The organism is Myxococcus sp. AB056 (genome assembly GCF_006547365.1).
Classification (GTDB): domain Bacteria; phylum Myxococcota; class Myxococcia; order Myxococcales; family Myxococcaceae; genus Myxococcus; species Myxococcus virescens.
Genome location: NZ_VHLB01000040.1, coordinates 1 through 25,587, shown reverse-complemented (window position 1 = coordinate 25,587; position 25,587 = coordinate 1). Strand labels below are relative to the sequence as shown.

Sequence of the window (25,587 nt, the reverse complement as noted above, 5' to 3'; positions counted from 1 at the left end):
TCAATTTTCCGTCAGGCGGGGCTGCAGGCTGCCTGCCGCGAAGTTCCGGAGCGTCACCCGGAAGGTGAAGGTGCGTCGCTTGAAGCCGTCAATCGGGAATTCTTCCGCGTCCAGGCGGATGGGCTCGTCCGGGTTGAAGGCCTCGCGGTCCGCCCGCGGCGTGCGGACGACCAGGGTGACCTCCACCTCACGGATGCGTTGCCTCAAGCGGAGGCGCAATTCCTCGTCCGTCCCGGGCGCGCCAGGCTCCGATGGATGCACTTCGATGGGACAAGTGTCGATGGTGCATTCATCCAAGGATAAGAGCCGACCGTTCTCTTCATCCGGGAACCAGCGCATGCCGCCGAACGGCTCTGCGATGGCCGCGACACCCAGCCGCACCGTGAGGCGCTCGACATCCCGACTCAAGACCACCCAGTTCTCCGCGTTCGGGCCCAGGTACTCCAGCGTCGGAGTTCCACTGGCCCAGTTCACCCGGTAGGTCGCGCTCTGGGCCTGCATGATGCGCCAGGTATCCTCACGGGGATCATTGACGCTCCATCTCGAGTCAGCCGGCTCCGCACAGGGGCCGTTGTTTGTATTGTCCGTGCCGAATCCTGGCTCAGCCGTGATGACGTTGCTGCTCGTGTCCACATTGGTGACGCGCACATGGCACGCGATGTCCTTGTTGGGATTGACGACGAAGGCGGGAACCCACGGGGTGGTCGTGGGCTGGAGCCTTGTGGACGGGTTCATGGACGTGCAGAAGCCCTGAACACCGGAACGCGCGGTGCCCGTCGCCGGAGGCGGAGGGCCACCGCACGGCGCCATGGTGACCATGCCGCGTGTGTCCCCCCAGTGAAGTTGCAGCACGTCCGACACGGAATCTTCAAGTGGGCCCGCGGGAGGGAGCGCGAAGCCCGGATCCTCGGGAAAGGGGCGAGTTGCGTCCGCCGCCGCCAGGTCCGGCTCGGTCCACACCTGGATCGCCGTCTGCACACGCATGTCGTGGAACGTGATGCGGCTGTTCCCCATGCCCGCGCCGGCGCGTTGAAGGTCAGCGGCAATCAACTCCTTCACCGTGCGCCCGGTGACCTGGGCCAGCATCGTCTGTTCCTCGAAGAGCGCACGGCGCTGCATCTGCATGGCGGCCACCAGGCCCGCTCCAAGCACGATGAGGCCAATGGTGCTCGCAATCATCACCTCGAGCAACGTGAAGCCGCGGCGGGCCCTGCGCTGAATCCGCATGGACGAACGCTTCACGGAGCCACCCTCGTCTGAAGCATCACCACCTGACGGTCGCTGCGCTCCTGTTCCTGCCAACTCACCAGGACGCGCACGTGGGCGACGTTCCCCCGGGAGTCGGGAGTCCCTGGGACCAGGTCTCGGGTGAGGTCCTCCGGAACGACGGAGCCTGGCTCGATGGTGGTGACTTGCGAAGGGAGGTCCACATCCACGACGACCTGGTATGCGCGCGCGATGACCTCCGGGTCCGCGGGCGGCACGCGGCTCAGCGCCCCCGCGCTCGTCTGGAAGAGGGTGAAGGTCTGATCCAGGCCCACCAGATTGAGGCACGGCGGGTCCAGTGTGCAGCCCAGCATGGTGATGTTCTCCAGGGTCTGCTCGGCGATGAGCTGCGCCTGCGTCGCACTGAGGCTGCGGCGGTTGGAGTAGCTGGTCTGGGTCACGACCAGCATCGCCGCGCCGATGCCCAGCAGCAGGATGGCCATGGTGGCCAGCACCTCCAGGAGCGTGATGCCCCGGGCGTGCTGGCGCCGCTTCATGGAATTCACTGCTGAATCCTCCCGTCCGGGCTGGGGGCGTAGATGAGCACCTTCGAGCGTGCCGCCCCGCCAGCGATGGAGCCGGTGTTGTAGGTTCCATCGCCCAACACGTCGACGTCGCCCCGGGCCTTGGGAATGATGACGTGCCCGTCATGCACCACGGGCGCATTCACCGCATGCCCGCCGAGCGAAGCGCTGGCCATGGCGGGCGGGTTGTTGCCATCCGGAAGCAGTCCGGACTCGTAGAAGCGGCCACTCTCGGTCTCGCTCAGGTTGCAGATGTCCGCCGCAGCGCCCACGGCGGTGGTCGCATAGACCTTGTCTGCCGCCAGGACCACGCCACCCCACACCGCCTGGCCCGGATCCAGTTGCTGCACCCACAGGGGCTCCAGCAATTCGCACGCCTCCCGGCCGGTGGGGTCGGAATCCTCGAAGGCCAGCAGATGGTAGCGGTAGCTGTCCTTGTTCGGCGGACCATCGGAGAACTCGTCCGGGTTGTCTCCCGTGCCGAAGTAGAAGCGCACCACGGGGCTGCCGCCGTTGCGGAGGACGTTCACACCCAGGTTGGAGTGAATCTGCTGGTAGATGGGGTCCTGTCCCGTCGCGGCGTCCGGGTGGCTCGCCAGCGTGGACGGCGCACTGGCAATCCTGCAGGTCTTCACCTTGCGACCCAGCGGTGCACTCGTACTCACCTGGTCCAGATTGATGCGGTAGACGCTGCCCGCCGTCGTGGGCACGTACATGACGTCGTAGTTACCATCGCGGTCGATGTCCACCAGTGCGGTCTCCGCGGCGATGCCGGAGCCCCGGTCCAGGGTGATGATGCCGGCCCTGGCTCCGCCGGGCGACGCGCCGAAGTTGAGCGGCTGCCCCGTCTTCAGGTCGATGAGATAGAGCGCACCGGCGTGCATCGGCGACGCCGGAACGTAATCCGTGCCCACGATGGCGGCCCACTTCCCCTCTGCCTCCGAGCCCCACTTCAGGCGGCCAATCGAGGGCGCATGGCTCGAGCCAGCGTTGTCCGGGATTTCGACGCTGGGGTCGGCCAGCTTCGCCGTGGAGAACGCGTGGTCGATGCTGGTGTCGCGGAGGTTGAACTCCCAGAGCGGCAGGGGGTACCAGGCGTCATTGGGGTTGGTGATGTCGAGCGCGACGACGGCGGGGCTGTTCTTTCCGGACGCGCTGACGAGCACCGTCTTGGCGCCCTCCGTCTTTGACGCGGAGGTCATGGGCTTCCACTCGAACTCCCCATTGATGCCGAAGTCCACGTTGGCGAGGCTGGGTGAGGCATCCATCGCGGGCCTGGCCAGATTGCCCGAGCCATTGAAGCGCACGTAGAGGTTGCGATAGCGCTCCAGCAGCATGCGCGGCATGTACGTGAAGCGATCAGCGCCTGAGCCATAGTTCCGCTCATGGATGCTGCCGGGGCCCGCGCACGTTCCGGTGGTGTCGAAGTAGCCGCGTACCTGGGGCGAATTCGGAAGGCACTCGTCGTAGGTGGAGTTGCGGAACGCGCCCGCATCGAAGGCGTGCAGGTAACCGTTCATGGTGCCGACGTATGCCACCGTCGGCCGTTCGGCGAGCGGCTCCATGAAGTTGCGGCGGTACAGGTCCACCTCTCCCGCGCGAGCGTTCAGGGCCCAGCCGTCGAGGTACGGCGGCACGCTGATGGCGACGGTGGACATGTTGATGCCACCCAACGCCCAGGGCCGACGTTGGCTGCCGCTGAGGCGGTGCTCCCAGCCATACAACCACTCCCTGAAGAAGTTGCGATCGTTGGCGGGGCCCTCCACGTGTTTATCGGGAGCGGTGATGGAGGGCGTGCCGCACTTGCCGTCGTTGTTGAGGTCGTACAGGTACCGGCCGTTCTGCTCCAGGTCGCAGAGCGCGTCCGGGAAGAGCGGACTGGTGCTGCTCGTGTCCGTCATCAGGTCGGAGATCGTGCTGCGGTTGCCCGACGCGTTCATCGTGAAGAGCTTTCGCTCGAGCGGGTCGGAGCCGCTTCTGCTTGTGCCAAAGGACAGCGCCATCACCCGGCCCGCGTCCCAGCGTTCCCTCTCGCCAGCGGTGCCGCTGACGGGGTTCTCCGGGTCATAGAGCGTGCGGAAGTGGAGTCGCCCGCGGACCGTGAAGTCCTTGTTGCCGTCATAGGCCCGGACCCCCGGCGCCGGCATGCCGTTACCCGGCCAGGTGCCGGCCCGGCCCCAGGCGCTGCCCGGTGTCTCGTTCACGCCCCAGACGATGGCGTTACCCACCGTGGACGGGGAGGCGCGCGAGTAGCTGCCGGCACGGACGGCCTGATAGCCCACTTCGACGTCATCGACGATGGGGCGGCACAGCTCGTTGGGGCTGGTGATGTCCACCTTCCAGCAGAGCTGAGAGCCCGTGAAGCCCATGGACATGATGTCCAGCTCCACCTCCTGGGTGGGCGGCGTCGTCTCGGGGAAGACCACCGGGAACCAGGTGGGCTGCTCCGGGTTGGGGACGCACTCCATCTCGCCCGTGTCCGGATTGGGCTCACAGATACGGCAGTCCACCGCCAGCGAATAGGTGATGGAGGGCTCGGGGCCATCCTCCGGCGTGCAGGCGCCCGCGACATCCTCGGAGAAGCAGGGCGGCCCACCGGTACATGTGCGCGGGTGGGGCGCGAAGTCGTCCTGGCGTTTGAAGCGCACCTTGGTGATGACGAAGTCGTTGGCGATGTCTGGCGAGAGGTCGCCGGACACCGTGGCCGAGCGCGTGCTGCCGCCGTTCTGCTTGTTGATGACGAACACCACGTCGTTGAAGTCGCGGTCACCACCGCCGGGGATGTCCTCGAAGCCCAGAATCCAGCGGAAGGGGTCCGTGGTGGGTGCGCCCACGATGACGTGAGGCATGGGGTTGCGCACGCCCGGGGGACGGGGAATCGTCACCTTCTCCATGGGCATCACGAGGTTGCCGTAGAGTTCGTCGTTCGCCAGGCGGTACAGCGTGGTGCCCCACTCGTCGATGGGGCCGTCCAGCCAGCCGCAGTAGTACTCGTTGGTGCCCTGGACCCGGCAGGCCTGCGCGGGCGTGCTGGCGGGGTTGTCCCGGTTGCAGCCCTCCAGATACTGGCACCCGATGTTGCGCTCGGCGACAATCGTGCCGCCCTCGGGGTTCTGGTCCATGTTCCAAGCGGACTTGGAGAAGAAGACGTTGATGGACGTGCGCAGGTGCAGCGCGCACCGGCCATCCGGGTCCTGCTTCAGGCAGGGGAAGACATAGCCTTCGCGGGGGCCATGGTTGCTCTGGTAATAGACGGCAATGAAGAAGACGACTTCCTTGCCACCTTCAATCATTCCCATGTCCACGGTTCGGTCATAGGCCGTGATGCCAACGTCCGGATTGGAGCCGGCGCGCGGCAGGCCTCGCGGGTCATAGTTGGAGACGTCGTAGTCCGGGATGCCTTCTGAGAAGTCGCCTTCATCCTTCACGGGCGCCAGGTCCCGGTAGGTGGCGTAGCCGTCGTCATCGTCGGCGAGCAGGAACACCATTCGCCCCAATCCCATGTTGCCGTTGGCCCCCGAGGGGGGCTCCAGGAGGTTGGGCAGGTGGGGGAAGAGCCCTCCATCAGAGAAGCTGAGCGCGGTGATGCTACCCGTGGCGAATTCGCCAATCTGGTCTGTCCAATTCCATTCGCCGCCGAGGCCGGGCCGGGCATCCGCCAGCCTGATGTTCTGCTGGAACGTGTTGCTGCAATCCGCGTTCATCGCCAGCTCAGGCTGGTTGTACGTCTCTCCGCCCGAGGTGAAGTTTCGCGTACAGCGACGGGCACTGCCGATATAGGGGCGGGACTTGGCGCCGTTCCGGGGCGCGAGGTTGAACAGGTCCTCGTGCAGGTCCAGGATGCCGTTGTTGTTGGTGTCCAGCAGGTTGCCGTTGGCATCGACGTACCCGCGCTCTCGCAGGTCGTCCATGTAGACATAGCCGAGCGAGTGCGAGGCACCGGCGGACTCGTACACGTAGCTGATGGTGACGTTCTGGTCGAACGGGAAGAAGATGTGCTCGGAGTTCAGCGCCGTACGGTTCGTGTTGAGCTGGAGCCGGGCTGGATTGTCCTCGGTGATGAGCATGGTCGACGCCTGGATCTCCAGGTTCTCATCACTGAACTCCGGCTGCTTGTTCTGGGCGAGCTGGTCTTCGCACAACTTGGCCGGGGTTTCCGAGGCTGCCTGGGCATAGGCGACCGGCGCGGCCAGCAATGCGAACGCAGCGAGCGTCTGGGTAAGGATGCGCATCACTTCTTCCCCTGGGAACGGCGGGACGAGTCATTGGCCTTGCGTTGCTTCTGCGCACGGCTCGCGGCGAGGTCTTCCTTGAGCTGCTGACGCAGCAGCTCCTCTCGCGAAGGCGGAGTCGGATGGATGCTGACCGCCAGGTAGTTGATGAGCAGGTCCCGGTCGGCTTCGGGCAGCAGGCGCGTGTCGCAGTTCGTCTTGGGCTTGAGCTGGGTGGGGCCCGCGATCCACGTGCGAAGTTGCTCGGGGGTGCGCTGAGGAACGAGGGGACCCAAATCAATGTTTCGGCCGCGCTTCTTGATGGGGGCGGGCTTCTTCGCGGCGGTCGCATTCTTGCCGCTGCTGCCCTGGGCCTGAGGCGTGATGACGTGGCAGCGGGCACAGGCCTTGTCGAAGGCCAGCTTGCCTTCATTCGCGGCGCCAACGGCCAGGCCAGGCACCAGCAAGAGCGATAACAGGGAAAGTCTTTTCATGGGGTGCCGGATTCGAGCGTCGTGACCTTGTCACGGGTGGTGGGCGAGCTGCCCCCGCTGTTGTAGGTGTTGTCGGAGCCGCCCCCCGTCATCACGGTGCCGGGGCTGGTGACAGCAGGCGCGTTCTCGTTGGCGATGAGTGTCTGGATGACCGCCCGCGTGGGACGGCTGCCTGCGGGGCCCACCACCTCGCCCACGGCGATGAGCCAGACCTGCCCGTTGAGGTCCGTCAGCCCGTCTGGGGCGCCGTTGTCGTCTTCGTCATCGCGAACGAACACGCGGTAGCGCACGTTCTGCTGAAGAGGGAAGGCCGCGTAGGCCTCGCCGCCAGGACTCTGTCGCTCGCCAGGAGCAAGGTTTTCTGGATTGATGGCCAGCGAGTTCCACGAGCCAGGGGCGCCGGGGCCTGGGAGGACCTCCAGGTATGGCCGGGCTCCGCCGTTCAGGCCTGGCTCGTTGACCAGCGGCATGCTGGCGAGGGCGTCGTTGTACATCTGATTCCTCCCCAGCCGGATGCGCATCGCCTCGCGCCCCTCGGCCAGGCCCGCCTCCGCCGCGAAGTACGCCTCCTTGTAGCGGCGGCCATCACCCTGGACTTCCGCCTCGCGGCTCACCACGCCGTAGCTGAGGAGCACCGCGAGGGTGACCATCGTGACGACGCCCATGGCGAGCAGCAGCGTGAAGCCACCTTGCCGCCGTCGGGCTGTGGGACGTTGCACCATGTCGCGGGACTCCCTTGGACTCCGGCCCGTGAGGGCGATGCCAGTGTTGCGCACTAGGCAATTGCCATGCCTGAGCGGCGGCGCTGTAACTGGCCGGAACTCGTGGACGACGCTGGGGTCGTACTTCAGGGCTGAGTCTCAAGAGACCTCGCAAGAGTTGCGGAGTTGCAATTACTTGCGAGGTTTCCGTTACGCCTTGGTGACTTCTCGAGTTCCAATGTTCTGAGCGATCCGGACGCCTAGGGGGCGCCTTCGAGCTCGCGCAGCCGGTCCACCAGGGCCTGCATTCGTTGGTGGTGCGTGCCGGCCCAGTAGACGCGCTGGCAGTCCGGACACTGCTGGAAGCGCGAGTGCCGCTCCGCCACGCGCTCGGGGACGCGGCTGGCCACCTCGGACGGCTCGGCGGAGGTCAGCGCGGCGTTGCAGGCGACGCAGCGCGAGAAGGGATGCATGCGAGACGTCAGCCCGTAGCGGCGCACCACCTCAACCAACTGCTCCGCCGGGTCCGTCGAGCGGGGGAAGTAGCCACGCAGGACCTCGCCGCGCTTGAGCACCCCGATGTCACGCGAGAGGAGGATGCGGTCCTCGTCATGCGAGAGCCGCGCGAGCGTGTCGTCCGCGAAGTCGTTGCGCCACAGGGCGTCGAAGCCCAGCATCCGCAAGAAGCCCACGAGCCGTCCCAGCCCCACGTCGAGCACGAAGCGGGGCGTGTCCTGGAGCGGAGGCCCCACCCGGACGCCGGGCGCCTCGTCCATGGACGCGGGATAGACCTCCACGCACGCGCCCGGCTGCACCCGGTGGGTGAAGTCCACGGCCTCGCCATCCACACGCACCACGTCCACTTCCGGATGGGGCGGACCCAAGGCCTCGATGAGGTCCTTCACCGATGGGCGGCCTCTCAGCGCGTGGCTGAACGTCTGATGCCGGTGCGCGGGAGACAGGAAGTCATTCAGCGCGCCGTGGAAGCGCATCGTCACCTGGGCCTTCGGCTGTCCCATGTCCACCCTCCGGCCCGCGTTGTCGTGGCCCTCCGCGCTTCACGGGGATGTTTCTGTGACTGCCGTGCCGGGTCCGCCAGACTTCCTGTGACGTTTCCGGGTGACTGCGTAGATAAAATCGTTCAGCTGTGCCATAAGTCACAAGATCGTCACATCGAGGGTTCCTATACTCCCGCCGCCGTCCGCACCTGGGTGTCGTCGGCGATTTCCCCCCTCTCGACTCCTGAGTCCGACAGCATGAAGAAGACGCTCACCTCCCTCCTGTGCGCGGCGGTTTCGCTCACCCTTCTTTCCCTGGCGTGTGGTGAGGGCAGCCCGCCTCAGGTGCCGCAGCCGCTCGAGGATGGAGGGGTTCTCTGGACGGAGTGCAGCCCCGAGGGCGCCAGGGAAGACTGCTCGCAGGGCGAATCCTGCATCTTCGTCGCGTCTCATGACCGCCACCTGTGCGTCCGGGCCTGTGATTCGCAGACCGCGTGCGAGCACCCGGATGCGGTCTGCTGCCCCTCGTCCGGAGAGGGGGCCGAGGGCGGCCACTGCGTGCCGAGCAACGCGTGCGTGCCGACCGACGCGGGCGTGGACGGCGGCTCGAACGAGGAGACGGACGGCGGCGCCCTGGAGGATGGCGGCACGTCCACCGATGACGGCGGCATCCAGGAAGAAGACGCGGGCGTGGACCCGGAGCCGGATGCCGGCACCGACCCTGAGCCGGACGCGGGCGTGGATCCGGAGCCGGATGCTGGCACCGAGCCCGACGCGGGCACGGATGCCGGTACGGACGCGGGGACGGATGCCGGAACCGACGAGGGGACCGATGGTGGCACGGACGCGGGCCACACCTCCATCCGCGTGATGGCGTCCAACCTCAGCAGCGGCAACTACCAGTCCTACGACCCGGGGCACGGCATCCGTCTCATCAAGGGCGTGGACCCGGACATCGTGCTGATGCAGGAGTTCAACTACGGGAGCAACTCGGCGTCGGACATCCGCTCGCTGGTGGACCAGATTGCGCCGGGCTTCCACTACTCCCGTGAGACGGGCGCGCAGATTCCCAATGGCATCATCAGCCGCTGGCCCATCATCCAGTTCGGCCAGTGGCCCGACCCGCGCGTGTCCAACCGGGACTTCGCCTGGGCGCGCATCGACATCCCCGGTCCCCGCGACCTCTGGGCGGTGAGCGTGCACCTGCTCACGTCCAGCTCCAGCAACCGCAACGCGGAGGCGCAGGCCATCGTCAACGAGGTCCGCTCGCAGATTCCCGAGGACGACTACCTCGTCATCGGTGGCGACCTGAACACGGACAGCTTCAGCGAGTCCTGCTTCGCCACCTTCCGGCAGGTCGTGACGACGGCGGGGCCGCACCCGGCGGACCACAACGGCAACACGGGCACCAACAGCAACCGCAACAAGCCCTACGACCAGATTCTGGTGGATCAGGACCTGCGCCAGTACCAGCAGGCGACCGTCATCGGCTCCAGCACCTTCCCCAACGGGCTGGTGCTCGACAGCCGCACCTACCGGCCGCTGTCGGAGATTGCCCCGGTGCAGTCCGGCGACAGCAGTTCCTCCAACATGCAGCACATGGGCGTGGTGAAGGACTTCCTCGTCCCCAACTTCTGAGGGGACGCCCTTTCTGGCGGGTTCGCGGCGGCCATCCTGGGCCGCCGCGGGCCTCGGCTCAGAAGCTCCACTTGTGCTTGTTCCGCTCGATGAAGCGCGCCACGGGAGGAATCCGGGCGATGAGCGGCGTGAGCACGAACACCGCGGCCAGGCGCAGCGGCTTCACCACCTGCGACGCCGCGTAGGCCGCCGCCCAACTGCCCGCCTTCTCGCCGGTGCTGCTGGGCTGGAAGCCGAACTCGATGGCGGCGTAGAAGCCGACGATCACCAGGCCGAAGATGACGTAGTTCACCACCAGCGCCAGCGGCCCGAATTCGAGCATCAGGTTCTTGAAGCGGGCCATCAGCGAGGGCTTCGCTGGCTTGGCCGCGGCCTCGGTGGGTGGGGGCGTGTCGGAGACTGAAGGATTCACGTCGGACTCAACAGGCGGCATGGTGACACCATGCCCCAATCCCGTGCCGGCCGGGAAATGGAGCGAGCGGACAAGGAAGGGGCGGGTGGGCACTCTTCATTGTCAGGACTCCGGGGAGCGGGATAGAGGAGGGCGCGCGACATGAAAGTCTCCCATCGATTCGTCCTCCTCGTGATTGTCGCGGTGCTCGCCGCAGACCAGGTGACCAAGTACCTGGCTGTCTCTCGGCTGACGGATGCCCTGGATGGGCGGGAAGGCCTGGCGCGGGTGACGGGGTTCGTCACCGAGCAGAACCTGGACAACCGCCCGCCGCCCGAGGACGGCTCGTACCGGGTGTTGCGGCCCTATCGCTTCATCGAGGACTACTGGCACTTCCGCTACGTGGAGAACCCGGGCGCGGCCTGGGGCATCTTCGGCGACATGCCCGAGGGCGTGCGGCGCCTCTTCTTCCTCGTGGTGAGCCTGGCGGCCATGGGCTTCATCTTCGTGATGTACCGGCGCACGCCCTCGGAGCAGCGGCTGGCCCGGGTGGCCCTGGCGCTGGTGACGGCTGGCGCGCTGGGCAACTTCGTGGACCGGTTGTTGCGTGGCTACGTCATCGACTTCATCGACTGGCACTGGCGCAACCAGCCGGGGATGCGCTGGCCGACCTTCAACGTGGCGGACGTGGCCATCACCGTCGGGGTGAGTCTCATGCTGCTGGACTCGCTGCGGGCGCCGAAAAGCCCCAATCCGTGACGGGCGGGCGGCGGCTGGTGTAAGTCCCGGCCCGTGCCGCGCAAATACATCATCCTCCTCGCCGTCACCCTTGGCGTCATCGTGCTCGACCAGTGGACGAAGTACCTCGTCGTCCGCGAGCTGACCACCCAGATGGAAGGCAAGGAGCGCCTGGGCGAGCGCCTGGCCGCGATGTACTCCGAGCCGCCCCCCAAGGGCTTCACGGGGATGCACTACCAGCCCCGGCGGCACATCGAGATTTCGGAGTCGTTCTTCCGCATCCGCTACCTGGAGAACCCGGGCGCCGCGTGGGGCATGTTCCGGAGCATGCCGCCGGAGGCGCGGGTGCCGCTCTTCCACGTGGCCATCATTGGCGCGCTCATCCTCATCACCTTCAGCTTCCGCAAGCTGACCGGCACGGACCCGGAAGAGAAGTGGGCGCTCTGGGGGCTGCCGCTGGTGCTGGGCGGCGCGCTGGGCAATTACATCGACCGCATCGCCCGGGCCTTCGTCATCGACTTCCTGGAGGTCCACTGGTTCGACAAGGCGACCTTCCCGTCCTTCAACGTCGCCGACGCCGCCATCTGCATTGGCGTGGGCATGCTCATCGTCGACTCCTTCGTCCGCAAGGAGAAGCCGGCCCAGGCCCCCACCCAGGCCTAGGCCGCCGAATCGGGCCGAGCAGCCGGGCGGGCCCTGATGCGCGCATGCGTGTCGTCCCGCCCGCGCAACGAGGGTAGCCTTCGTTGCCATGCTCCCCGTCCTCGTCCACCTCACCTTCACTTCGCTCTGGTCGCAGCTCCTGCTGTACGCGATGGCCGCGGGCACGGTGGGCTACGTCGTCTTCAACGGCTGGCGCAGCGCCGAGGGTGAGCTGGATGCCCGGACGGGCACGCGCGCGCCGGTGTCCTCACAAGACCGGCTGCTGCGGGCCGCGGGGTATGGCGTCGTGGGCGCGGTGCTGGCCTGGTTCGCCCTGCAGTACTCGCTGCCGCCCGGGGCCTTTCCGGGCGCCAAGGGCGAGGGCATCCCCGTGCACACCTACGGCCTGCTGCTGGCCCTGGGCTTCATCACCGCGGTGACGGTGGCGGGCCGGCTGGCGCAGGACGAATGGCGCACGCTGGAGCTGAAGGACGGGGCGTGGGTGGACGTGGAGGGGCCGAAGAAGCGCGAGCAAATCATGGACATGACGGTCTGGATTCTGCTCGGCGGTATCGGCGGGAGCCGGCTGCTCTTCGTGCTCGTGAACTGGCAGGACTACGCCCGTGACTGGACGCAGGTGTTCTCCCTGGGCGGAGGGCTCGTCTTCTACGGCGGCCTGATTGGCGCGTCCGTGGCCGCGTTCGTGTTCGCGCGGATGCATGGCCTGGACTTCTGGCGCCTCGCCGACGTGTGCATCCCCACCGTGTCGCTGGGCCAGTGCCTGGGACGCTTGGGGTGCTTCAGCGCGGGGTGCTGCTGGGGGGACGTGGCGCCCGCGCATGCCGCCTCTGCCGTGCACTTCCCCGGCAGCGGGGTGGCGCAGGACCTCCTGGGCGGGACGGGCAACACGTCCAGCCTGGCGTATTCGTCCCAGCTCCAGGACACGCGGTACGTCGTGGAGGCCACGGGTGAAATCTTCCACCACGCCGCGCCTGGCGCGGTGCGCATCTCAGATTGGGTGGCGCAGCAGGGCCACACCCTGGGGGTGTACCCCACCCAGCTCTTCGAGTCCGTCGGGCAGCTGGTGCTCTTCGTGGGGCTGCTGTACGCCCGGCGCTACCGCCGCTTCCATGGCCACGTCCTGGCGTTCTGGCTGATGGCCTACGCGGTGCTGCGGAGCACGGTGGAGCTGTTCCGTGGGGACGTGGAGCGCGGCACCCTGCACGGTCTGCTCCAGTCGCTGGGGGCGGGGGAGCTGGCGGCGGCGGTGCCGCTGGAGGCGTGGTACAATGTCTCCACCAGCCAGTTCATCTCCCTGTGTATGTTCACCTTTGGCGCGGTGCTGCTCGCCCAGAAAGGCCGCCGCCGGGAGAGCGAGGCGGCAAGCCTGGGGCCTACCCCCTCGGCTGCGTGAGGTTGAATCGCGCGGGCCTCTTGGGGACACTCTGAGGAGTCATGCCGCCCCCCGACGCCCGACAGTCCGCTTCCAAGAGCTTCGCTGGCAGGTCCACCCCGGCCGACCCCGGCTCCAGCGAGGCCGTCCTCCAGGAGTGCGAAGCCCTGGAGGCGGAGGTCGCCGTCCTCCGCAACCTCTACGAACAGTACTTCCTGGGCAACGAGCGTCAGGCGCCGTCGCGCGCTCACGAAGACCTCAAGAAGCGGATGAACAAGCTGAAGGGCGCGTTCATCCGCAGCACCTCCGCCAAGTTCCGCGTCGCCGGCCTGTACAACAAGTTCCTCACGTACGAACGGCTGTGGGCGCGCACGCTCCAGGAAATCGAAGCGGGCACCTATCGCCGGGATGTCTTCAAGGCGCGCCGCCGCGCGGAGGGCCGGAAGACCAGCTCGACGGGCGCGGCGGGCCAGAAGGGCGTAGTCGAGTTGCCGGAGGACATCTCCGACATGGACTTCGAGGAGGTGGAGGAGTTGATCCGCCCCCGTCCCGTCAACGAGCCGCAGGTAGCCGCCAGCTTTCTCCAGGCCACGGGTGGAGCGCCGTCGAAGGGCCCGCCCGCGGTCGCGCCGCTGACGCCCGCCATCGCGCCCGTCATGCCTGCGGTGGGAAGCACGCCGCTGCGAGGCACCCCCTCCGTTGCGCCGCTGACAGGGATTCCCTCCGTGGCGCCCGTGGCGGGGACACCGCCGCGCGGTCAACCCACCGTGACGTCCGCGGTGGGAGGCACGCCTGCGCACGGCACGTCGGTGGCGCCGCCGGGCATGGCGGCGAAGGCACCAGGCGCCGTGGCCAGCACACCGCCTCCGTCGAGGACTTCTGCCGTCGGCGCGAGCAGCACGCCGCCTCCGTCGCGGCCCGTGGCAACCGGCGCCGGGAGCATGGCTCCCCCGTCGAGGGCGCCCGGCACGGGCGCGGCCGGCAGCATCCCTCCGCCGTCGCGGCCTGCTTCGACGCCGCCTTCCTCTGCCGCGTTCCGGCCTCCCTCGGCGAGCGGTGGAGGCGGGTTGGCGGATGACAAGCTGCGTGCCGTCTACGACGCGTACGTCACCGCGAAGCGCCGTTGCCAGGAGGACACGTCGAAGCTGTCCTACGAGTCGGTGGCGGCCACGTTGCGCAAGCAGGTGCCGGAGCTGCTCAAGCAGCACAACGCGAAGGCGGTGGAGTTCAAGGTCGTCATCAAGGACGGCAAGGCGTCGCTCAAGGCCGTGCCGAAGTAGACGTCACTGGACAGTGTGCGGGGGCCGCACGTCGTTGGCTGGACGCAGGTGTGTGCGCACCCCCTTCCGCTGCCGACCTGCCCCCCGCGCCACCAGTGTCGGGAATCGTCGCCTGCTGAAAGAACGACTGCCTCTGCTGCTGGAGCGGGTTGTCGCCCCGGGGGTGCCTCCCTAGCTTGCGTTTCGCGTAAGCGGCCGGTGGGCGGCGCGAGACACTGCGGGAGGCGACGTGGGGATTCGGCGGAGGTGGCTCGGGCTTTCCATGGTGATGGGGCTCTCTCTGGGCACGGGGTGCATGTCGCCCTCTCAGGAGGCTCAGGAGCGTCTCGCGGCGCTGGAGGCCGAGGGCGAGGCGATGGACGCGGTGCTCGACTCCGTCGAGGAGCGGCTCCTGGGCAACCAGGCCATGCTCCAGACGTGGCAGGAGCTTGGCCGCCGCCACCAGCAGGTGACGCAGCTGCACTGCGAGACGTCCGACCCGCACATGGTCGCGATGATGAAGCACTACAAGAAGCAGGAGGACCGCGCGCGTCAGCTCAAGCGGCGCGGCAGTGGTGTCGCCTCGGTGGACAAGGCGGTGCTCACCTCCGGCAAGGCGCCGCGCGGCAACAACTGACGGCGCTCAGGCGCTGAGCCTTTCGCGGAAGCGCTGCGACTGGCGGCAGGTCATCTCCACCTCGCGGCCACCGCGCAGGCGCGCCACCCGCGTGCCGCTGGGCCCAGGCTCCAGGGACTCGATGAAGTCCAGGTTGATGAGGTGCTGGCGGCTGGCGCGGAAGAAGCGAGCTGAGTCAGCCGCTCCTCCAGATAGCTCAGCGAGCGCAGGAGCCGCGACAGGACGAACAGCGACGAAAGGGCGTGGCGAGATGCAGCCCCTCTGCAAGCCGGGCGAGAACGGGATGCTGCCGCCGAGCCTCATCGAGCGCGGCTTCTGTCGGCCAGCGCCTTGAAGGGGCTCAGCGTCGTCGCAGAAGCCACTCGCGAGCGAAGCGGTCCATCGCGGCGACGGCGCGGAGGAAGAGGCTGGGGGACATGCGACGCAGGCGCCAGCCCCAGCGCGCGTCCGCCATGGGGACGGTGTAGAGGCTTCGCGCGTCCACGGCCTTCAGGAGCCTGCGCGCGACGACCTCCGGGCCCAGGCGTGCCGCATCCATCATCCCGACGGCGAGGGCGCGCAGCGTGTCGTTGGCGTAGGCGCCCGAACTGGCAATCTGGGTGCGGAAGAAGCTGGGGCACGCCACGGTGACGCCGATGCCGGTGGCCCTCAGCTCGGCGTGGAGTGTCTCGGAGAGCGCGACCACGCCCGCCTTGGACACGTTGTAGGCCGCCAGGTCGGGCACGTACACGAGCCCCGCCGCCGAGGCGATGTTGAGGATGTGGCCGGACCCCTGCCTGCGCATCCGGGGGACGAAGACATGGCAGCCGTGGATGACGCCCCACAGGTTGATGTCCAGCACGCGCTTCCATTCGGAGAGCGACAGCTCGCCTACTGGGCCCGCGCTGACGACGCCCGCGTTGTTGACCAATAGGTCCACGCCGCCCAGGAGCCGCTCCGCGGCGTCGGCCATGGCTTCGACCTGGGCCGGCTCGGTGACATCGCAGACATGGACGTGGGCTTCGCCTCCCGCGCGGGTGACGCGCAGCGCGGTCTCCTCGGCGGAGGCGGCGTTGATGTCGGTGACGAGCACGCGGGCCCGCCTGCGTGCGAGCTCCTCGCAGAGCGCGCGGCCCAGGCCGGTGCCTGCGCCGGTGATGACGGCTCTTGGATGGGATGGAAGGCTCATGCGTGTCGTTGGCGCGATGGCGCTCAGCATGTCCCTGTCGCGGCCTTCGCCGCCATCACCCCGGCGGCGCCTTGACGCGAGCGCCCAGAACGGCGCTGACACCGGGTGCTCCATGACACACCCGACATCCCTGTCCCAAAATCGCGAACGCGGCTCCTGGCACCAGGCAAGCGAGCGGGGCGTCAGTGACGACGCGGGCGAATCCGGGTACAACCGCCGCCGTGAGACGCGCCTTGTGCGGAGCGTTCGCCGCCATCGCGGTGGGCCTCTTCGGATGCAACGACTTGGAAGTCTGTGGCTCGACGGCCAGCGACATCACGCGTGATGGCGGGGAGCCCTACCGCTGCGTCACGTCCGAGGACTGCCCGCGCACCTCGCGCGTCAACGTCTGCGTCACCGACGTCTCGCCAGTGGAAGTCTGCGTCCGCTGTCAGGACACGAAGTGCGTCACCGTGACGCCGGAGGCCTGCGACTGATGAAGTCCTTGCGGCTCGCGCTCGCCGTGCTGTCCCTGGCCGCCACGGCGTGCCGGGACAAGCCCGTGGACCATCTCCAGCGGGCCCGTGATGCCACCTTCGAGAAGCGGCCCGACGAGGCGCTCGTCGAGTACCGCAAGGCCTTCGATGCGCTTCGCCACGACTCCTCACCGGAGGCGCTGGTGCTCCGCGCGCGCGCCCTCAAGGGGGCCGCGGATGTCTACTGGCTGGAGCAGCGCAAGGTGAAGGAGGCGGTGGGCGTCTACCGCGAGCTCATCCAGCAGTGCCCCGAGTCGCCGGAGGCGCTCGAGTCCCGCATCATCCTGGCGGACCTGCTGCGCGTGCATTACCGCGACCTGCGCGGCGCCATCGACCAGCTCACCGCGGCCCTCAAGCTCAATCCACCGCAGGGCGCGGAGCTGCACTACCTGGTCACCAAGCTCTACTTCGAGCTGGGCGACTATCAGCAGTGCGAGCTGGAGACCCGCCGAGTCATGGAGCGCTTCCCCACGAGCGCCTACGTGGATGACGCCCTGTACCTCCAAGCCCAGGCCATCGCGATGATGGAGGGACGCCGCCAGGAGGCCTCCCGCACCTTCGCGGACCTGCGCACGCGCTTCCCGGACTCCGAGCTGGCGCCGCACGCCCTCTTCGAGATGGGCAAGCTGCGCGCCGACGCCGGAGAGAACGAGAAGGCCATCGAGACGTGGGTGGATGCGCTGAAGACACACCCCGACCCCGCGCTGGTGCAGGACTACATCGCGAGGGCGCGTCGGCGCATCGCCAACACCACGGCCGCGGGCGTGGGGCAGCGCGAGGTGGCCTTCGACCGCGTCCGCCCGGCGCGTACGTCGCTGGAAGCTGTCGGTGGCCGCCCCGAGGAAGCCGCGCACGAGCACGACTGACGCGGGGCGGACACGCCGCCCTACGCCGGGACGTCCAGCGTCGTTTCCAGCAGGTTCGCGGGGCCCGCCCCATCTTCGGAGAGGGCCGCCAGGAGCAGCCGCACGCGCCCCTGTTCCACCCGGGCATCCACGCCCGTCACCGTCACGAGGCCCTCCAGCGCGTCGAGGAACTGCGGCGAGCCATCCGGCGCCAGCACGCCCACGACGGAGCCGCCCACGGTTGCCGTCGGGCCGGTGCTCCCCGCAGTCGCGGTGAAGACCATCCGCCCGCCAGGAAGCGGCGACGCCGCCGTGAAGGACAGCCGCATGCCTCCGGCCTGTCCCAGCTCCCAGCGGCGCGTCATGCGCACCACGTCCGGGCCCAGCGCGCCGGCTTCCAGTCCGCGCAACACCCGCTCCGCGTCCAGGTCCACGAGGGCGTCGGTGCCGGGCTCGCCGCTGCCGCGCTGGAGCAGCCGCATCAGTCCCCCCGACATCGCCGCCCCGGCGATGCGGAGCGGTCCGAACTCCCGGCTGAGCTGGGTGTACAGCGCCGTGACGTCCACGGTCCGGGCATCTCCCGCCAGGGTGCCGTCCGCGCCCAGGGCGACCAGCGCGCCGCGCTGCCTGCCTGCGGAGACGCCCGACGGCAGCATCAGCAGCGAACCGTGGGGCGCGCTGCCCAGGGGCGCCAGCAGGCAGGGCACCTCCAGGTCGGGCTGCGACGACTTGAGGGAGACAGACGCGTCGGGCTGGTGGTTCGCGACGAGCACCACGCCATGACCGGGACTTGCCTTCGACAGGGAGAACGCGGCCAGGTGCAGCGGCTCATCCGCGACGGTGTAGAGCCAGTCGCCCGAGCGGACCAGTCCGCTCGAGGCGGTGACGTGAGACGGACGTCCTGGCGCGACGGGCGCCTCCAGGTCGAGGGTGCGCCGTGGGGTCAGGTGAAGCATGGCCGTGTCTCCCGCGAAGCCGCGGCCTCACGGGCCCCGGCGCTTCAGAGCAGCGTACCGCGCAGCAGGAGGCTGGCGACGGTGAAGTAGATGAGGACGCCGCTAACGTCCACCAGTGTGGCCACGAAGGGAGCGGAGGCGCTCGCGGGGTCGAAGCCGAACTTTCGCAGCACCAAGGGCAGCATGGAGCCGGCCAGGGTACCGAACGTCACCACGCCCAGCACGGACAGGGCGACGGTGATGCCCAACACCAAGGCGTGCTCCCCGTAGACGCCGGAGATGGAGTTCCAGATGAGGATGCGCGCCAGGCCCACCACACCCAGCACCACGCCCAGCACCAGTCCGGAGAGCAGCTCGCGGCGAGCCACGCGCCACCAGTCCCTCAGCCGCATCTCGCCCAGTGCGAGCGAGCGGATGATGAGCGTGGAGGCCTGACTGCCGGAGTTGCCGCCCGAGGAGATGATGAGCGGCACGAAGAGGCTCAGCACCACCGCGGTGGCGATTTCGTCCTCGAAGCTGCTCATCGCGGTGGCGGTGAGCATCTGCCCCAGGAAGAGCACCAGCAGCCAGCCGATGCGCTTCTTCAACATGCCGAAGAAGCCGGTCTCGAAGTAGGGCGCCTCCAGGGCCTCCATACCGCCGGCCTTCTGGATGTCCTCGGTGGCCTCTTCCTGGACGACGTCGACGATGTCGTCCACCGTGACGATGCCCTTCATCCGCTGCTGGACGTCGAGCACGGGCAGGGCCATGAAGCCGTGCTCCGTGAAGAGCCGGCTCACGGCCTCCTGGTCGGTGTCTTCCGACACGGTGATGACGTCGCGCTGCATGACGTCCGCCACGCGCTTGTCGCTGGCCGTCTGGAAGAGCTGACGCAGGGACAGCACGCCCAGCAGGTGCTGTTCGGCGTCGAGCACATAGGCGTAGTAGACGGTCTCCACCCGCTCCCGCGCCTGCTTGCGCAGGTAGCTGATGGCCTCGTCGATGGACATGTCCGGCCGCACGCGGGCGAAGCGCGGGTTCATCAGACCGCCGGCGTCGTCCTCCGCGTAGGCCAGGAGCACGTTGACTTCGCGGCGGCTGGCGTCGTCGAGCTGCGAGAGGATGGACTCCGCCTGTTCGGGCTCCACCGCCTGTACCAGGTCGGCCAGGTCGTCCGGGGGCAGCAGCCGGACCCAGGTCCGTCGCTCGGCCGGCTGAAGGTGGAGGATGAGCTCCGCCTGCTCACGCGCTGACAACGCCAGGAAGAAGTCGTCCGCCACCGAAGCGGGAAGCAACCGGAAGCCCTCCAGCCGCTCATCGATGGAGAGCACGGGCCACGCCTCGTGCAGTTCCTCCATGGAGAGCGCGGCGCTCTGGGGGCTTTCCATCATGGGGGCTCACCTCCGGGCGTGTAGGGTGGAGCGCGTGGTGCCGCGGCGCGCGGGCCTCTCTACACCCGGAAGGCCAGGTATCGCGAGAGGCAGGCAGGCGACATTTCGCGCTTTCCTTCCGTGTGTGCCCCAACCGTCTCGTTATTTCAACGAAGACGCACGCCGTTCGTACACCCGCGTGCCACCGAGGCCCTGCCCGCCGCCGGCCTCCCAGTAGAAGCGCGGAGAGATGGTTCGCAGTCCGGGAGACAGGTCCGCGTTGCCCGGCAGCAGCTCCAGTCCCAGCGGGCCCTGTGACTCGGGCGGCACGGGCACCGCGGAGCCGACGCGGGACTGCCGCCACTGGAGGAAGGGGATGGCGAAGCCGGGGCGGAGGGGCGCGCTCACCAGCTCGAGCGGCGCGTCCACGACCAGGGTGCCTCGTTCGGTCAGCGCGCCATCCACCGCGGCCCACCGGTACAGCGTCTGTCCTGGCTGCGGCAGGAGCAGGGTGTCTACGCGGGTCCACACCGCGCCCTCCTCGATGCCCGCTGGCACGCCCGGCAGGCGCTGACACGGCGCCTCCGAGGCGACGAAGGCCCCGTTCGGGCCCAACCGGAACGTGCACGCGCGGCTGCCGGGTTCGTGCGTCACCTGGATGACGCTGACCGTGTCGGGGCCCAGACGCACGAGCAGGCCCAGCACCATGTCGACGCCGAAGGGCAACTGGTTGGCCCGCACCCACGGCGTGGGGGTGGCACCGATGACGACGCCTTCTGAGGTGAAGGCGAAGCGGTGCAGGCGCTCCGAGTCGAGCACCCACAGCTCATCCGCGGTGGCGAGCCGGTTCTGGATGACCTTCACGGTGTCGCGCTGGTTGAGCAGGAGCGAGCCGGTGAGCTCGAGTTCCGAGCCGGTGTCGACGAAGCGGCGCACTCGGTCCTCGCCCACGACCCAGACGACGTCTCCCGCGACGGCCACGTCGGGCATGCCGGAGACGCCGCCGAGTGGCGTCTGGGTTCCGTTCGCCGCGTGCACCGCCACACCGTCACACAGCCAGGTGCCATGCGTGGTGCGGTCCAGTTGCGTGCAGCGGGGCAGCGGGAGCACTGTCGGCGCTCCTCCGGTCCACGCGCGTGACACGTAGGCGCCGAACTGCTGGAGGCTGCCCACCGGGGCGAAGGCGACGCGGACGTGGTGGCGTCCGGTGGTCGTCGGGGTGAAGCGGACGGTGGCCGCCTGTCCATTGCCGGTGAGGGACGCCTCCGAGGCCACGGCGTGGTTGTTCGGGTCGAACACCTCCGCCGTGATGCTGTCGGGGACCTGGGAGGTGTCGGGGCCCTCACAGGTGGAGTTCAGGCTCGGCTGGACTTGGAGCTCCGCGGGGACCTCCAGCGACAGCAGGGGCGGGGTCTGTCCCATGCCTCCTGGCGGCGGGACGAGGCCGCAGTCATCGCCGGGGTCCGCACACCCGGACAGGAGCAACATCGCGGACCATGCGAGCAGGCAGGGAACGGTCTTCATCGAGGGGGGGCGCCGCCCGGGTGACCTCGGCCTGGGGGAGGCGGCGCAGGCTCCAGGGCCTTCTTACCCCATCCGCGGGCCGGGCCGGTGACAGGCGTGGCGCTGTGTCAGGCCCCGCGCTTCCAGCGCGTCATTTTTCACAGAAAGGAGCGGTGACATGCAGACGACGAACCTGACGAGCCCGATGAATCCCGACACCTTGAACGACACTGTCATCGGCATCGGCGTGCTCGCGCCCGTCGCCCTGCTGCCCGCTCCCGTGCTGCCCGGCCTACCCATCGGCGGTAGATGGCCCGGACTCTGACGCCTTTCGCCCGTCCATCGACGTGGCATGGCAGGCCAGAGGCCGGGCTCCCCGAGGGAACCCGGCCTCTTTCTTTTCCGGGTCGTGGCAGCACATGCGGTCGTGGCCGAGTGGTCAGGCCCCTGGTCGCCATCCACGTGAACACGGGTTCGAATCCCGTCGACCGCTTTCCGGCAGCCCATCCGGGTTGCCGTCATCGAAGAACGCCGCGGTAGCCCAACTGGTAGAGGCGCTGCACTCAGAATGCAGAGGTTGCGGGTTCGAATCCCGCCCGCGGCACACACCTTCAGGCCCAGCAATCTCAACGGGTTGCTGGGCCTTCTCTCATTCCGTCAGCGTCATGTGCCCCCAATGTGCCCCTCCGGCGTCGGATGGAACCGAGGCACGGGCCTGTCGAGTTGCCGCCCCTTTCAAGATCCCAAAGATACAGGCCCGCCTGACGGCGCGGCGTGCATGAGAGCAAGCCGTTCAGGCACGGAGCGGAATGGGTCGACCTTGCCGTGGCTCGGACCGGGAGGAAGGTTTCTCGGAGAGGTGCCATGGCAATGGGGGCAGTCCTGGAGCGGTTCATCGAGAAGAGTCCCGTCAGCGTGATGGCACGGCTGGCGGTTCAGCGTGCGGTCAGCCCGGAGTGGGTGGACTCCTTGTTCGAGGAGCACCGGGAGCGGCAGTACACGCGCGAGCTGATGTTCTCATCGGTGGTGGAGATGATGTGCCTTGTGGCAATGGGGCTGCGTCCCTCGCTGCATGCGGCGGCCAAGGCCAGCAACCTCTCGGTCTCGACGACGGCCGTCTACGACAAAGTCAACCGCGTGGAAGGGCGAGTGGTCCGGGCATTGGTGCAGCAGAGCGCCGAGCGGCTTGCCCCGGTCGTCTCGCCCATGCAAAGCCGGCAGGCGTCGCTTGCGTCTGTCATTCAGAGCGAGTTGAGGACGCTCGGCCAGTCAAAGGCAGCCCTGTTCGCCTTCGGTGCCGCGGTCGTCGCCTACAATGTCCTATCCGTGCTGCAGACGGCGGTGGAGGCGGCTCATCCATAAGCCAAAGAGGAGGGCATCGAGCTGTCCGCATACTTCGTCGCCATCGAAGCGCGTGCCGCGTACGAGGGCATGCTTATCGCCGTCCCTGAACAGGCATGGGTTGAATATGAGACCGCGTCGCCCGCAGCCCTCGCCCAAAGCCTCATTCGCATCGCGGCCAATGCCCAACCCAAGCGCCTGCGCAAGCACCCCCGAGAACCCAAGAAGAAGACCAAGACGGGCTACGTCGCTCACGGCGTTGCCTCGCGCCATGTCTCCATCACACGAGTCCTGGCTGCAGGACATGTCTGAATACAAAAACGGCTACTTACAACACCTTGAAAGGGGTGCGCCTCAGGCCTGTTCTCTCTGCTCGAACTGGGAGATGACGTCATCCAGAACGTGCTGGAAGTAGTCATCAGCGGGCCCCTGTCTATCCCGAATGGCGAGGAGCAGTGGGTAGAAGCTCGGGTCGCCCAGGGACGCGGCTGATTCGAGCACATACACCGTCACCCACTCGCCACGCAGCGCCGCGCGCACGGGCTCGATAGCGCGTGGGTCCTTCCGGTCTGCAAGGCCCACCAGGGCCTCCCCGAAAATCTCGGTGTCTTCTTCGCCGAGTCGCGCAGCCAGCGCATCCCGCAGCGCGGGAGTGTCGACGTCCTCCATCATCGTGCCCAGGCCAAAGGTCGCCCAGTCCCGGACATCACGGTCCTCGTCGGCCGAAAGCCGGAAGAGCGCCTCAACGGCTTCCGGCGCATGCAAGACAGCCAGTCCATGTGCCGCGCCATACCGTGCCTCGTCCGAGGGATGGCCCGCCAGCTTGATGAGGTCGGAAAGGGCACGCGCATCCCTCAGGTGCCCCAGCGCAACGCCAGCCGAAAGGAGGACGGCGGGTTCCGGTTCCCGCCGAAGCAGGTCCACTAGCGCTTCGCAACACTCCGCCGGGAAGGTGCGCTCCTCTCCTCCGAGCTGACCAAGAATGTCGGCGCCGCGTCCCCTCGCCTTCGCGGAGGGAGCGCCAGTAAGTTGGATGGCCGCGTCCAACACCTCGCGCGTCCCCCGGCGATGCAGCGTCCCGATTGCGTCCCAGGCTCGCTCATCATCCTCGTCTCCCTTCAGTGCCATCTGGATGAGCGCTTCGGTGCTTTGCTCTTCGAGCTGCTCCATGGTGCCCCTCCGTCTTCCACGGGTGCCGACCGCCAGCGTGCGGCAAAAAGCCGGGGCCACGCAATCGTTCGTCGGACTGGACGTAGGCGCCCTTGGAGGCCGCTGACCGGCTCCGTGAGACGTCGCGATGGATACCGTTCTGGGTGGACTGCGTCAGAGCCTGCGCCCGCTGGGCCGCAGCCCCGGCTTCACGCTGGAGTGCGTGCTGATGCTGGCGGTGGGCATCGGTGCGAGCACCGCGCTCTTCTGCGTGACGCATAAGAGGGATGGGGGCGCTGTTGAGGGGGGCAGAGGGGCCGAGGAGGGCCGCTGACGGGGCCGCCCGAGTGATGCTCCCGTCCGGTGGACGGGCCGCTTGAGCCCCCTTGGGGTGCAGGCCTGCCCAGAGCGCGCTCCCCTCAGGTGCGTAGCAGGGGCCAGGACCTCTTGGCGCCTCTTGAGCCTCAACCCCACGCGGCCTGGGGGGCCTCGTGCCGGGGCCAACCTCGCACATGCCGTGGGCAAGCCCAGCCGCGGGGGGCCCCGCTGGGAGGGTGATTGCAGACTCCCTGGCGGGAAACGGGGGCAACAAGAGTGGCCCTCTTCGTGGAAAAGTCTCGTGCGTGGCCGTGAGCGGCGTTCCCTGACGACGGCGACACGGGTGTCTGCTACGGCAGCCAAGGACGATTCCCCTGAAATGGACGAAGAGCTCCGGGCTGCCATCATCCCGCGTGACTCACCAGCAGCCAGGAGGCGGCGTGAAGCTCATATCAAACAGTGCCATCGTGACGGGAGCTGCACAGGGCATCGGGCGGGGAATCGCCGAGCGACTGATGCGGGATGGGGCCAACGTGCTTGTCTTTGGCCGGACTCAGGCGAAGGTGGAGGAGACCGCCAGGGACCTCAACCGCATGTTCGACGGGAATGCGCGCGCCGTGCCTTTCACGGGTGACGTCCGCCGGTCGGAGGATGTTGCCCGGAGTCTCGAGGTCGCCACGCGCGAGCTGGGCCTGCCAGGGATTCTGGTGAACAACGCGGGGACCGCCACGCTGGCGCCGCTGCTCGACCTGCCGGACGAGGACTTCGACCAGGTGATGGCCATCAACCTGAAGGGGCCCTTCCTGTTCATGAAGGCCTTCGCGCGGGCGCTCGTGCAGGCCAAGAAGCCCGGCGTGGTGGTCAACATCTCCTCCCTGAACCAGCTCGCGGTGACGGATGGGTTGTCGCACTACTGCGCGTCGAAGGCGGGACTGGCGAACCTCTCGAAGGTCGCCGCGTCGGAGCTCGGGCGGCATGGAATCCGGGTGAATGTGGTGGCCCCTGGAGCCATCCAGACACCGCTGGCGGAGAGTGTCGGACTCATCGAGGTCATGGGTCATGAGTTCCTGGCTCGCACGCCGCTGGGCAAGCCGTGTGGAATGCCGTCGGATGTCGCGGGCGTGGTCTCCTTCCTGTGCGGAGAGGACGCGGCGTGGATCACCGGGGAGACCCTCTCCGTCGATGGTGGAAACCACATCCGTGGCCTGCACAGCTACTGGGACATGCTGAGCCGCGCCGCGAAGTAGCGGCGCGGCTCCGAGTCGCGCGGCTACATCACGAGAAGCAGTCGAAGGTCAGGCTCAGGACGCCAACGGTGCTGGTCGTGTAGGCCCCGGAGGCGACGCCCGTCGCGAACCCGTGGTGCTGGCACACCTGGTTCGCGACGGCGCCCACCTGGAACCACGGCGCGGTGAAGGGATGGAGCGACGGATAGAGGTCCGGGTAGCCCGTGGCGTCGGTCCGCACACCCCGGTTCTGCACGCGAGAATAAGGGATGCCGACCAGCCCCACCATGTCCGTCGCGGAGTTCTTGTGCCCCCTGAGGAACCC

27 protein-coding genes and 2 tRNA genes are annotated in these 25,587 nt (G+C 68.1%); 15 read left to right on the top strand and 14 right to left on the bottom strand.

Translation table 11 applies throughout. The features are described 5' to 3' along the window. From FMP39_RS18775 to FMP39_RS18750, 6 genes are all read right to left on the bottom strand, one after another. Positions 1-1,242, bottom strand: a complete 1,242-nt coding sequence (locus FMP39_RS18775; RefSeq protein ID WP_141591714.1) for a PilW family protein — start codon at positions 1,240-1,242, stop codon at positions 1-3. After that, on the bottom strand, positions 1,239-1,763 hold the full coding sequence (locus tag FMP39_RS18770) for a prepilin-type N-terminal cleavage/methylation domain-containing protein (RefSeq protein WP_228558114.1): 525 nt from the start codon (positions 1,761-1,763) through the stop codon (positions 1,239-1,241). The genes FMP39_RS18775 and FMP39_RS18770 overlap by 4 nt, the downstream gene beginning before the upstream one ends. Before the next feature lie 5 nt (positions 1,764-1,768). Next, entirely contained in the window at positions 1,769-6,022 is a 4,254-nt protein-coding gene (locus tag FMP39_RS18765) for a DUF4114 domain-containing protein (protein ID WP_141591712.1), read from the bottom strand. Then, the gene (locus FMP39_RS18760; protein WP_141591711.1) at positions 6,022-6,495 is read right to left on the bottom strand and encodes a cytochrome c family protein; all 474 of its coding nucleotides are present in this window, start codon (positions 6,493-6,495) and stop codon (positions 6,022-6,024) included. Before FMP39_RS18760 ends, FMP39_RS18765 begins: the two co-directional genes overlap by 1 nt. After that, positions 6,492-7,217 (bottom strand): hypothetical protein, encoded by a 726-nt coding sequence (locus FMP39_RS18755; protein ID WP_141591710.1) that lies wholly within the window; start codon positions 7,215-7,217, stop codon positions 6,492-6,494. Before FMP39_RS18755 ends, FMP39_RS18760 begins: the two co-directional genes overlap by 4 nt. A 239-nt stretch (positions 7,218-7,456) precedes the next feature. Further along, on the bottom strand, positions 7,457-8,215 hold the full coding sequence (locus FMP39_RS18750) for a Mut7-C RNAse domain-containing protein (RefSeq protein WP_194858459.1): 759 nt from the start codon (positions 8,213-8,215) through the stop codon (positions 7,457-7,459). A gap of 237 nt (positions 8,216-8,452) precedes the next feature. Here FMP39_RS18750 and FMP39_RS18745 point away from each other — a divergent pair, with 237 nt between their 5' ends. Then, positions 8,453-9,832 carry an endonuclease/exonuclease/phosphatase family protein gene (locus FMP39_RS18745; protein WP_194858458.1) on the top strand — a complete coding sequence of 460 codons (1,380 nt, stop codon included), beginning with the start codon at positions 8,453-8,455 and terminating at the stop codon, positions 9,830-9,832. A 58-nt stretch (positions 9,833-9,890) separates the two neighbouring features. On the opposite strand, the gene FMP39_RS18740 is transcribed toward FMP39_RS18745, so the two are convergent. Further along, complete coding sequence (locus FMP39_RS18740; protein ID WP_090486788.1) at positions 9,891-10,244, bottom strand: hypothetical protein; 354 nt, start codon at positions 10,242-10,244, stop codon at positions 9,891-9,893. 141 nt (positions 10,245-10,385) lie between these two features. Here FMP39_RS18740 and lspA (FMP39_RS18735) point away from each other — a divergent pair, with 141 nt between their 5' ends. The 5 genes from lspA (FMP39_RS18735) (at position 10,386) to FMP39_RS18715 (ending at position 14,892) form a co-directional block, all read left to right on the top strand. Continuing rightward, positions 10,386-10,982, top strand: coding sequence for a signal peptidase II (lspA, locus tag FMP39_RS18735; RefSeq protein ID WP_141591707.1), 597 nt, complete (start codon positions 10,386-10,388; stop codon positions 10,980-10,982). 33 nt (positions 10,983-11,015) lie between these two features. Further along, positions 11,016-11,624: a signal peptidase II gene (gene lspA / locus FMP39_RS18730; RefSeq protein ID WP_141591706.1), complete on the top strand. Its 609-nt coding sequence runs from the start codon at positions 11,016-11,018 to the stop codon at positions 11,622-11,624. A gap of 88 nt (positions 11,625-11,712) precedes the next feature. Continuing rightward, positions 11,713-13,017 carry a prolipoprotein diacylglyceryl transferase gene (locus FMP39_RS18725; RefSeq protein WP_141591705.1) on the top strand — a complete coding sequence of 435 codons (1,305 nt, stop codon included), beginning with the start codon at positions 11,713-11,715 and terminating at the stop codon, positions 13,015-13,017. A gap of 41 nt (positions 13,018-13,058) precedes the next feature. Continuing rightward, positions 13,059-14,276 carry an MXAN_5187 C-terminal domain-containing protein gene (locus FMP39_RS18720; RefSeq protein ID WP_141591704.1) on the top strand — a complete coding sequence of 406 codons (1,218 nt, stop codon included), beginning with the start codon at positions 13,059-13,061 and terminating at the stop codon, positions 14,274-14,276. A 229-nt stretch (positions 14,277-14,505) separates the two neighbouring features. Continuing rightward, a complete protein-coding gene (locus FMP39_RS18715; RefSeq protein ID WP_090486774.1) occupies positions 14,506-14,892 on the top strand; it encodes a hypothetical protein in 387 nt (128 codons plus the stop codon). A 6-nt stretch (positions 14,893-14,898) separates the two neighbouring features. On the opposite strand, the gene FMP39_RS18710 is transcribed toward FMP39_RS18715, so the two are convergent. Continuing rightward, positions 14,899-15,195 (bottom strand): LytTR family DNA-binding domain-containing protein, encoded by a 297-nt coding sequence (locus tag FMP39_RS18710; protein ID WP_228558107.1) that lies wholly within the window; start codon positions 15,193-15,195, stop codon positions 14,899-14,901. Positions 15,196-15,232: 37 nt separating this feature from the next. Next, entirely contained in the window at positions 15,233-16,060 is an 828-nt protein-coding gene (locus FMP39_RS18705; RefSeq protein ID WP_141591703.1) for an SDR family NAD(P)-dependent oxidoreductase, read from the bottom strand. A 221-nt stretch (positions 16,061-16,281) separates the two neighbouring features. Here FMP39_RS18705 and FMP39_RS18700 point away from each other — a divergent pair, with 221 nt between their 5' ends. Then, complete coding sequence (locus tag FMP39_RS18700; protein ID WP_228558106.1) at positions 16,282-16,536, top strand: hypothetical protein; 255 nt, start codon at positions 16,282-16,284, stop codon at positions 16,534-16,536. Further along, complete coding sequence (locus FMP39_RS18695; protein WP_011550514.1) at positions 16,536-17,441, top strand: tetratricopeptide repeat protein; 906 nt, start codon at positions 16,536-16,538, stop codon at positions 17,439-17,441. The genes FMP39_RS18700 and FMP39_RS18695 overlap by 1 nt, the downstream gene beginning before the upstream one ends. A gap of 20 nt (positions 17,442-17,461) precedes the next feature. On the opposite strand, the gene FMP39_RS18690 is transcribed toward FMP39_RS18695, so the two are convergent. From FMP39_RS18690 to FMP39_RS18680, 3 genes are all read right to left on the bottom strand, one after another. Further along, positions 17,462-18,376, bottom strand: a complete 915-nt coding sequence (locus FMP39_RS18690) for a hypothetical protein (RefSeq protein ID WP_141591702.1) — start codon at positions 18,374-18,376, stop codon at positions 17,462-17,464. A gap of 44 nt (positions 18,377-18,420) precedes the next feature. Then, positions 18,421-19,746, bottom strand: coding sequence for a magnesium transporter (gene mgtE / locus FMP39_RS18685; protein ID WP_140786811.1), 1,326 nt, complete (start codon positions 19,744-19,746; stop codon positions 18,421-18,423). Between the two features lie 141 nt (positions 19,747-19,887). Then, on the bottom strand, positions 19,888-21,147 hold the full coding sequence (locus tag FMP39_RS18680; RefSeq protein WP_228558105.1) for a hypothetical protein: 1,260 nt from the start codon (positions 21,145-21,147) through the stop codon (positions 19,888-19,890). 259 nt (positions 21,148-21,406) lie between these two features. On the opposite strand from FMP39_RS18680, the gene FMP39_RS37470 reads away from it, so the two are divergent. From FMP39_RS37470 to FMP39_RS38010, 5 genes are all read left to right on the top strand, one after another. Then, positions 21,407-21,553, top strand: a complete 147-nt coding sequence (locus tag FMP39_RS37470) for a hypothetical protein (protein ID WP_011550518.1) — start codon at positions 21,407-21,409, stop codon at positions 21,551-21,553. A 96-nt stretch (positions 21,554-21,649) separates the two neighbouring features. Next, positions 21,650-21,721 (top strand) — tRNA-Gly (locus tag FMP39_RS18675). Positions 21,722-21,758: 37 nt separating this feature from the next. Next, positions 21,759-21,832, top strand: a tRNA-Leu gene (locus FMP39_RS18670). Between the two features lie 260 nt (positions 21,833-22,092). After that, positions 22,093-22,590 (top strand): hypothetical protein, encoded by a 498-nt coding sequence (locus FMP39_RS38015; protein WP_228558104.1) that lies wholly within the window; start codon positions 22,093-22,095, stop codon positions 22,588-22,590. 69 nt (positions 22,591-22,659) lie between these two features. After that, positions 22,660-22,881: a hypothetical protein gene (locus FMP39_RS38010; protein WP_228558103.1), complete on the top strand. Its 222-nt coding sequence runs from the start codon at positions 22,660-22,662 to the stop codon at positions 22,879-22,881. Positions 22,882-22,923: 42 nt separating this feature from the next. Here the strand turns inward: FMP39_RS38010 and FMP39_RS18660 are convergent, their stop codons facing one another. Continuing rightward, the gene (locus FMP39_RS18660; protein WP_141591700.1) at positions 22,924-23,739 is read right to left on the bottom strand and encodes a HEAT repeat domain-containing protein; all 816 of its coding nucleotides are present in this window, start codon (positions 23,737-23,739) and stop codon (positions 22,924-22,926) included. A 127-nt stretch (positions 23,740-23,866) separates the two neighbouring features. Here FMP39_RS18660 and FMP39_RS18655 point away from each other — a divergent pair, with 127 nt between their 5' ends. Together FMP39_RS18655 and FMP39_RS18650 are read left to right on the top strand one after the other, a co-directional pair. Beyond that, complete coding sequence (locus tag FMP39_RS18655; RefSeq protein WP_141591699.1) at positions 23,867-24,052, top strand: hypothetical protein; 186 nt, start codon at positions 23,867-23,869, stop codon at positions 24,050-24,052. Positions 24,053-24,476: 424 nt separating this feature from the next. Then, entirely contained in the window at positions 24,477-25,283 is an 807-nt protein-coding gene (locus tag FMP39_RS18650; protein WP_141591698.1) for an SDR family NAD(P)-dependent oxidoreductase, read from the top strand. Positions 25,284-25,311: 28 nt separating this feature from the next. On the opposite strand, the gene FMP39_RS37465 is transcribed toward FMP39_RS18650, so the two are convergent. Then, a partial coding sequence (locus FMP39_RS37465) for a hypothetical protein (RefSeq protein ID WP_228558102.1) occupies positions 25,312-25,587 on the bottom strand: 276 nt, incomplete at its 5' end.

Bases quoted from the DNA above. Each gene is read 5' to 3' on its own strand.
- FMP39_RS18705 (WP_141591703.1), bottom strand. From the start codon at position 16,060: ATGAGCCTTCCATCCCATCCAAGAGCCGTCATCACCGGCGCAGGCACC.
- FMP39_RS18765 (WP_141591712.1), bottom strand. From the start codon at position 6,022: ATGCGCATCCTTACCCAGACGCTCGCTGCGTTCGCATTGCTGGCCGCG.
- FMP39_RS18695 (WP_011550514.1), top strand. From the start codon at position 16,536: ATGAAGTCCTTGCGGCTCGCGCTCGCCGTGCTGTCCCTGGCCGCCACG.
- FMP39_RS38010 (WP_228558103.1), top strand. From the start codon at position 22,660: ATGCTTATCGCCGTCCCTGAACAGGCATGGGTTGAATATGAGACCGCG.
- FMP39_RS18760 (WP_141591711.1), bottom strand. From the start codon at position 6,495: ATGAAAAGACTTTCCCTGTTATCGCTCTTGCTGGTGCCTGGCCTGGCC.
- FMP39_RS18745 (WP_194858458.1), top strand. From the start codon at position 8,453: ATGAAGAAGACGCTCACCTCCCTCCTGTGCGCGGCGGTTTCGCTCACC.
- FMP39_RS18655 (WP_141591699.1), top strand. From the start codon at position 23,867: ATGGATACCGTTCTGGGTGGACTGCGTCAGAGCCTGCGCCCGCTGGGC.
- FMP39_RS18770 (WP_228558114.1), bottom strand. From the start codon at position 1,763: ATGAAGCGGCGCCAGCACGCCCGGGGCATCACGCTCCTGGAGGTGCTG.
- FMP39_RS18750 (WP_194858459.1), bottom strand. From the start codon at position 8,215: ATGGGACAGCCGAAGGCCCAGGTGACGATGCGCTTCCACGGCGCGCTG.
- lspA (WP_141591707.1), top strand. From the start codon at position 10,386: ATGAAAGTCTCCCATCGATTCGTCCTCCTCGTGATTGTCGCGGTGCTC.
- FMP39_RS38015 (WP_228558104.1), top strand. From the start codon at position 22,093: ATGGCAATGGGGGCAGTCCTGGAGCGGTTCATCGAGAAGAGTCCCGTC.
- mgtE (WP_140786811.1), bottom strand. From the start codon at position 19,746: ATGATGGAAAGCCCCCAGAGCGCCGCGCTCTCCATGGAGGAACTGCAC.
- FMP39_RS18660 (WP_141591700.1), bottom strand. From the start codon at position 23,739: ATGGAGCAGCTCGAAGAGCAAAGCACCGAAGCGCTCATCCAGATGGCA.
- FMP39_RS18720 (WP_141591704.1), top strand. From the start codon at position 13,059: ATGCCGCCCCCCGACGCCCGACAGTCCGCTTCCAAGAGCTTCGCTGGC.
- FMP39_RS18690 (WP_141591702.1), bottom strand. From the start codon at position 18,376: ATGCTTCACCTGACCCCACGGCGCACCCTCGACCTGGAGGCGCCCGTC.
- FMP39_RS18725 (WP_141591705.1), top strand. From the start codon at position 11,713: ATGCTCCCCGTCCTCGTCCACCTCACCTTCACTTCGCTCTGGTCGCAG.
- FMP39_RS18710 (WP_228558107.1), bottom strand. From the start codon at position 15,195: ATGAGGCTCGGCGGCAGCATCCCGTTCTCGCCCGGCTTGCAGAGGGGC.
- FMP39_RS18680 (WP_228558105.1), bottom strand. From the start codon at position 21,147: ATGGGACAGACCCCGCCCCTGCTGTCGCTGGAGGTCCCCGCGGAGCTC.
- FMP39_RS18755 (WP_141591710.1), bottom strand. From the start codon at position 7,217: ATGGTGCAACGTCCCACAGCCCGACGGCGGCAAGGTGGCTTCACGCTG.
- FMP39_RS37470 (WP_011550518.1), top strand. From the start codon at position 21,407: ATGCAGACGACGAACCTGACGAGCCCGATGAATCCCGACACCTTGAAC.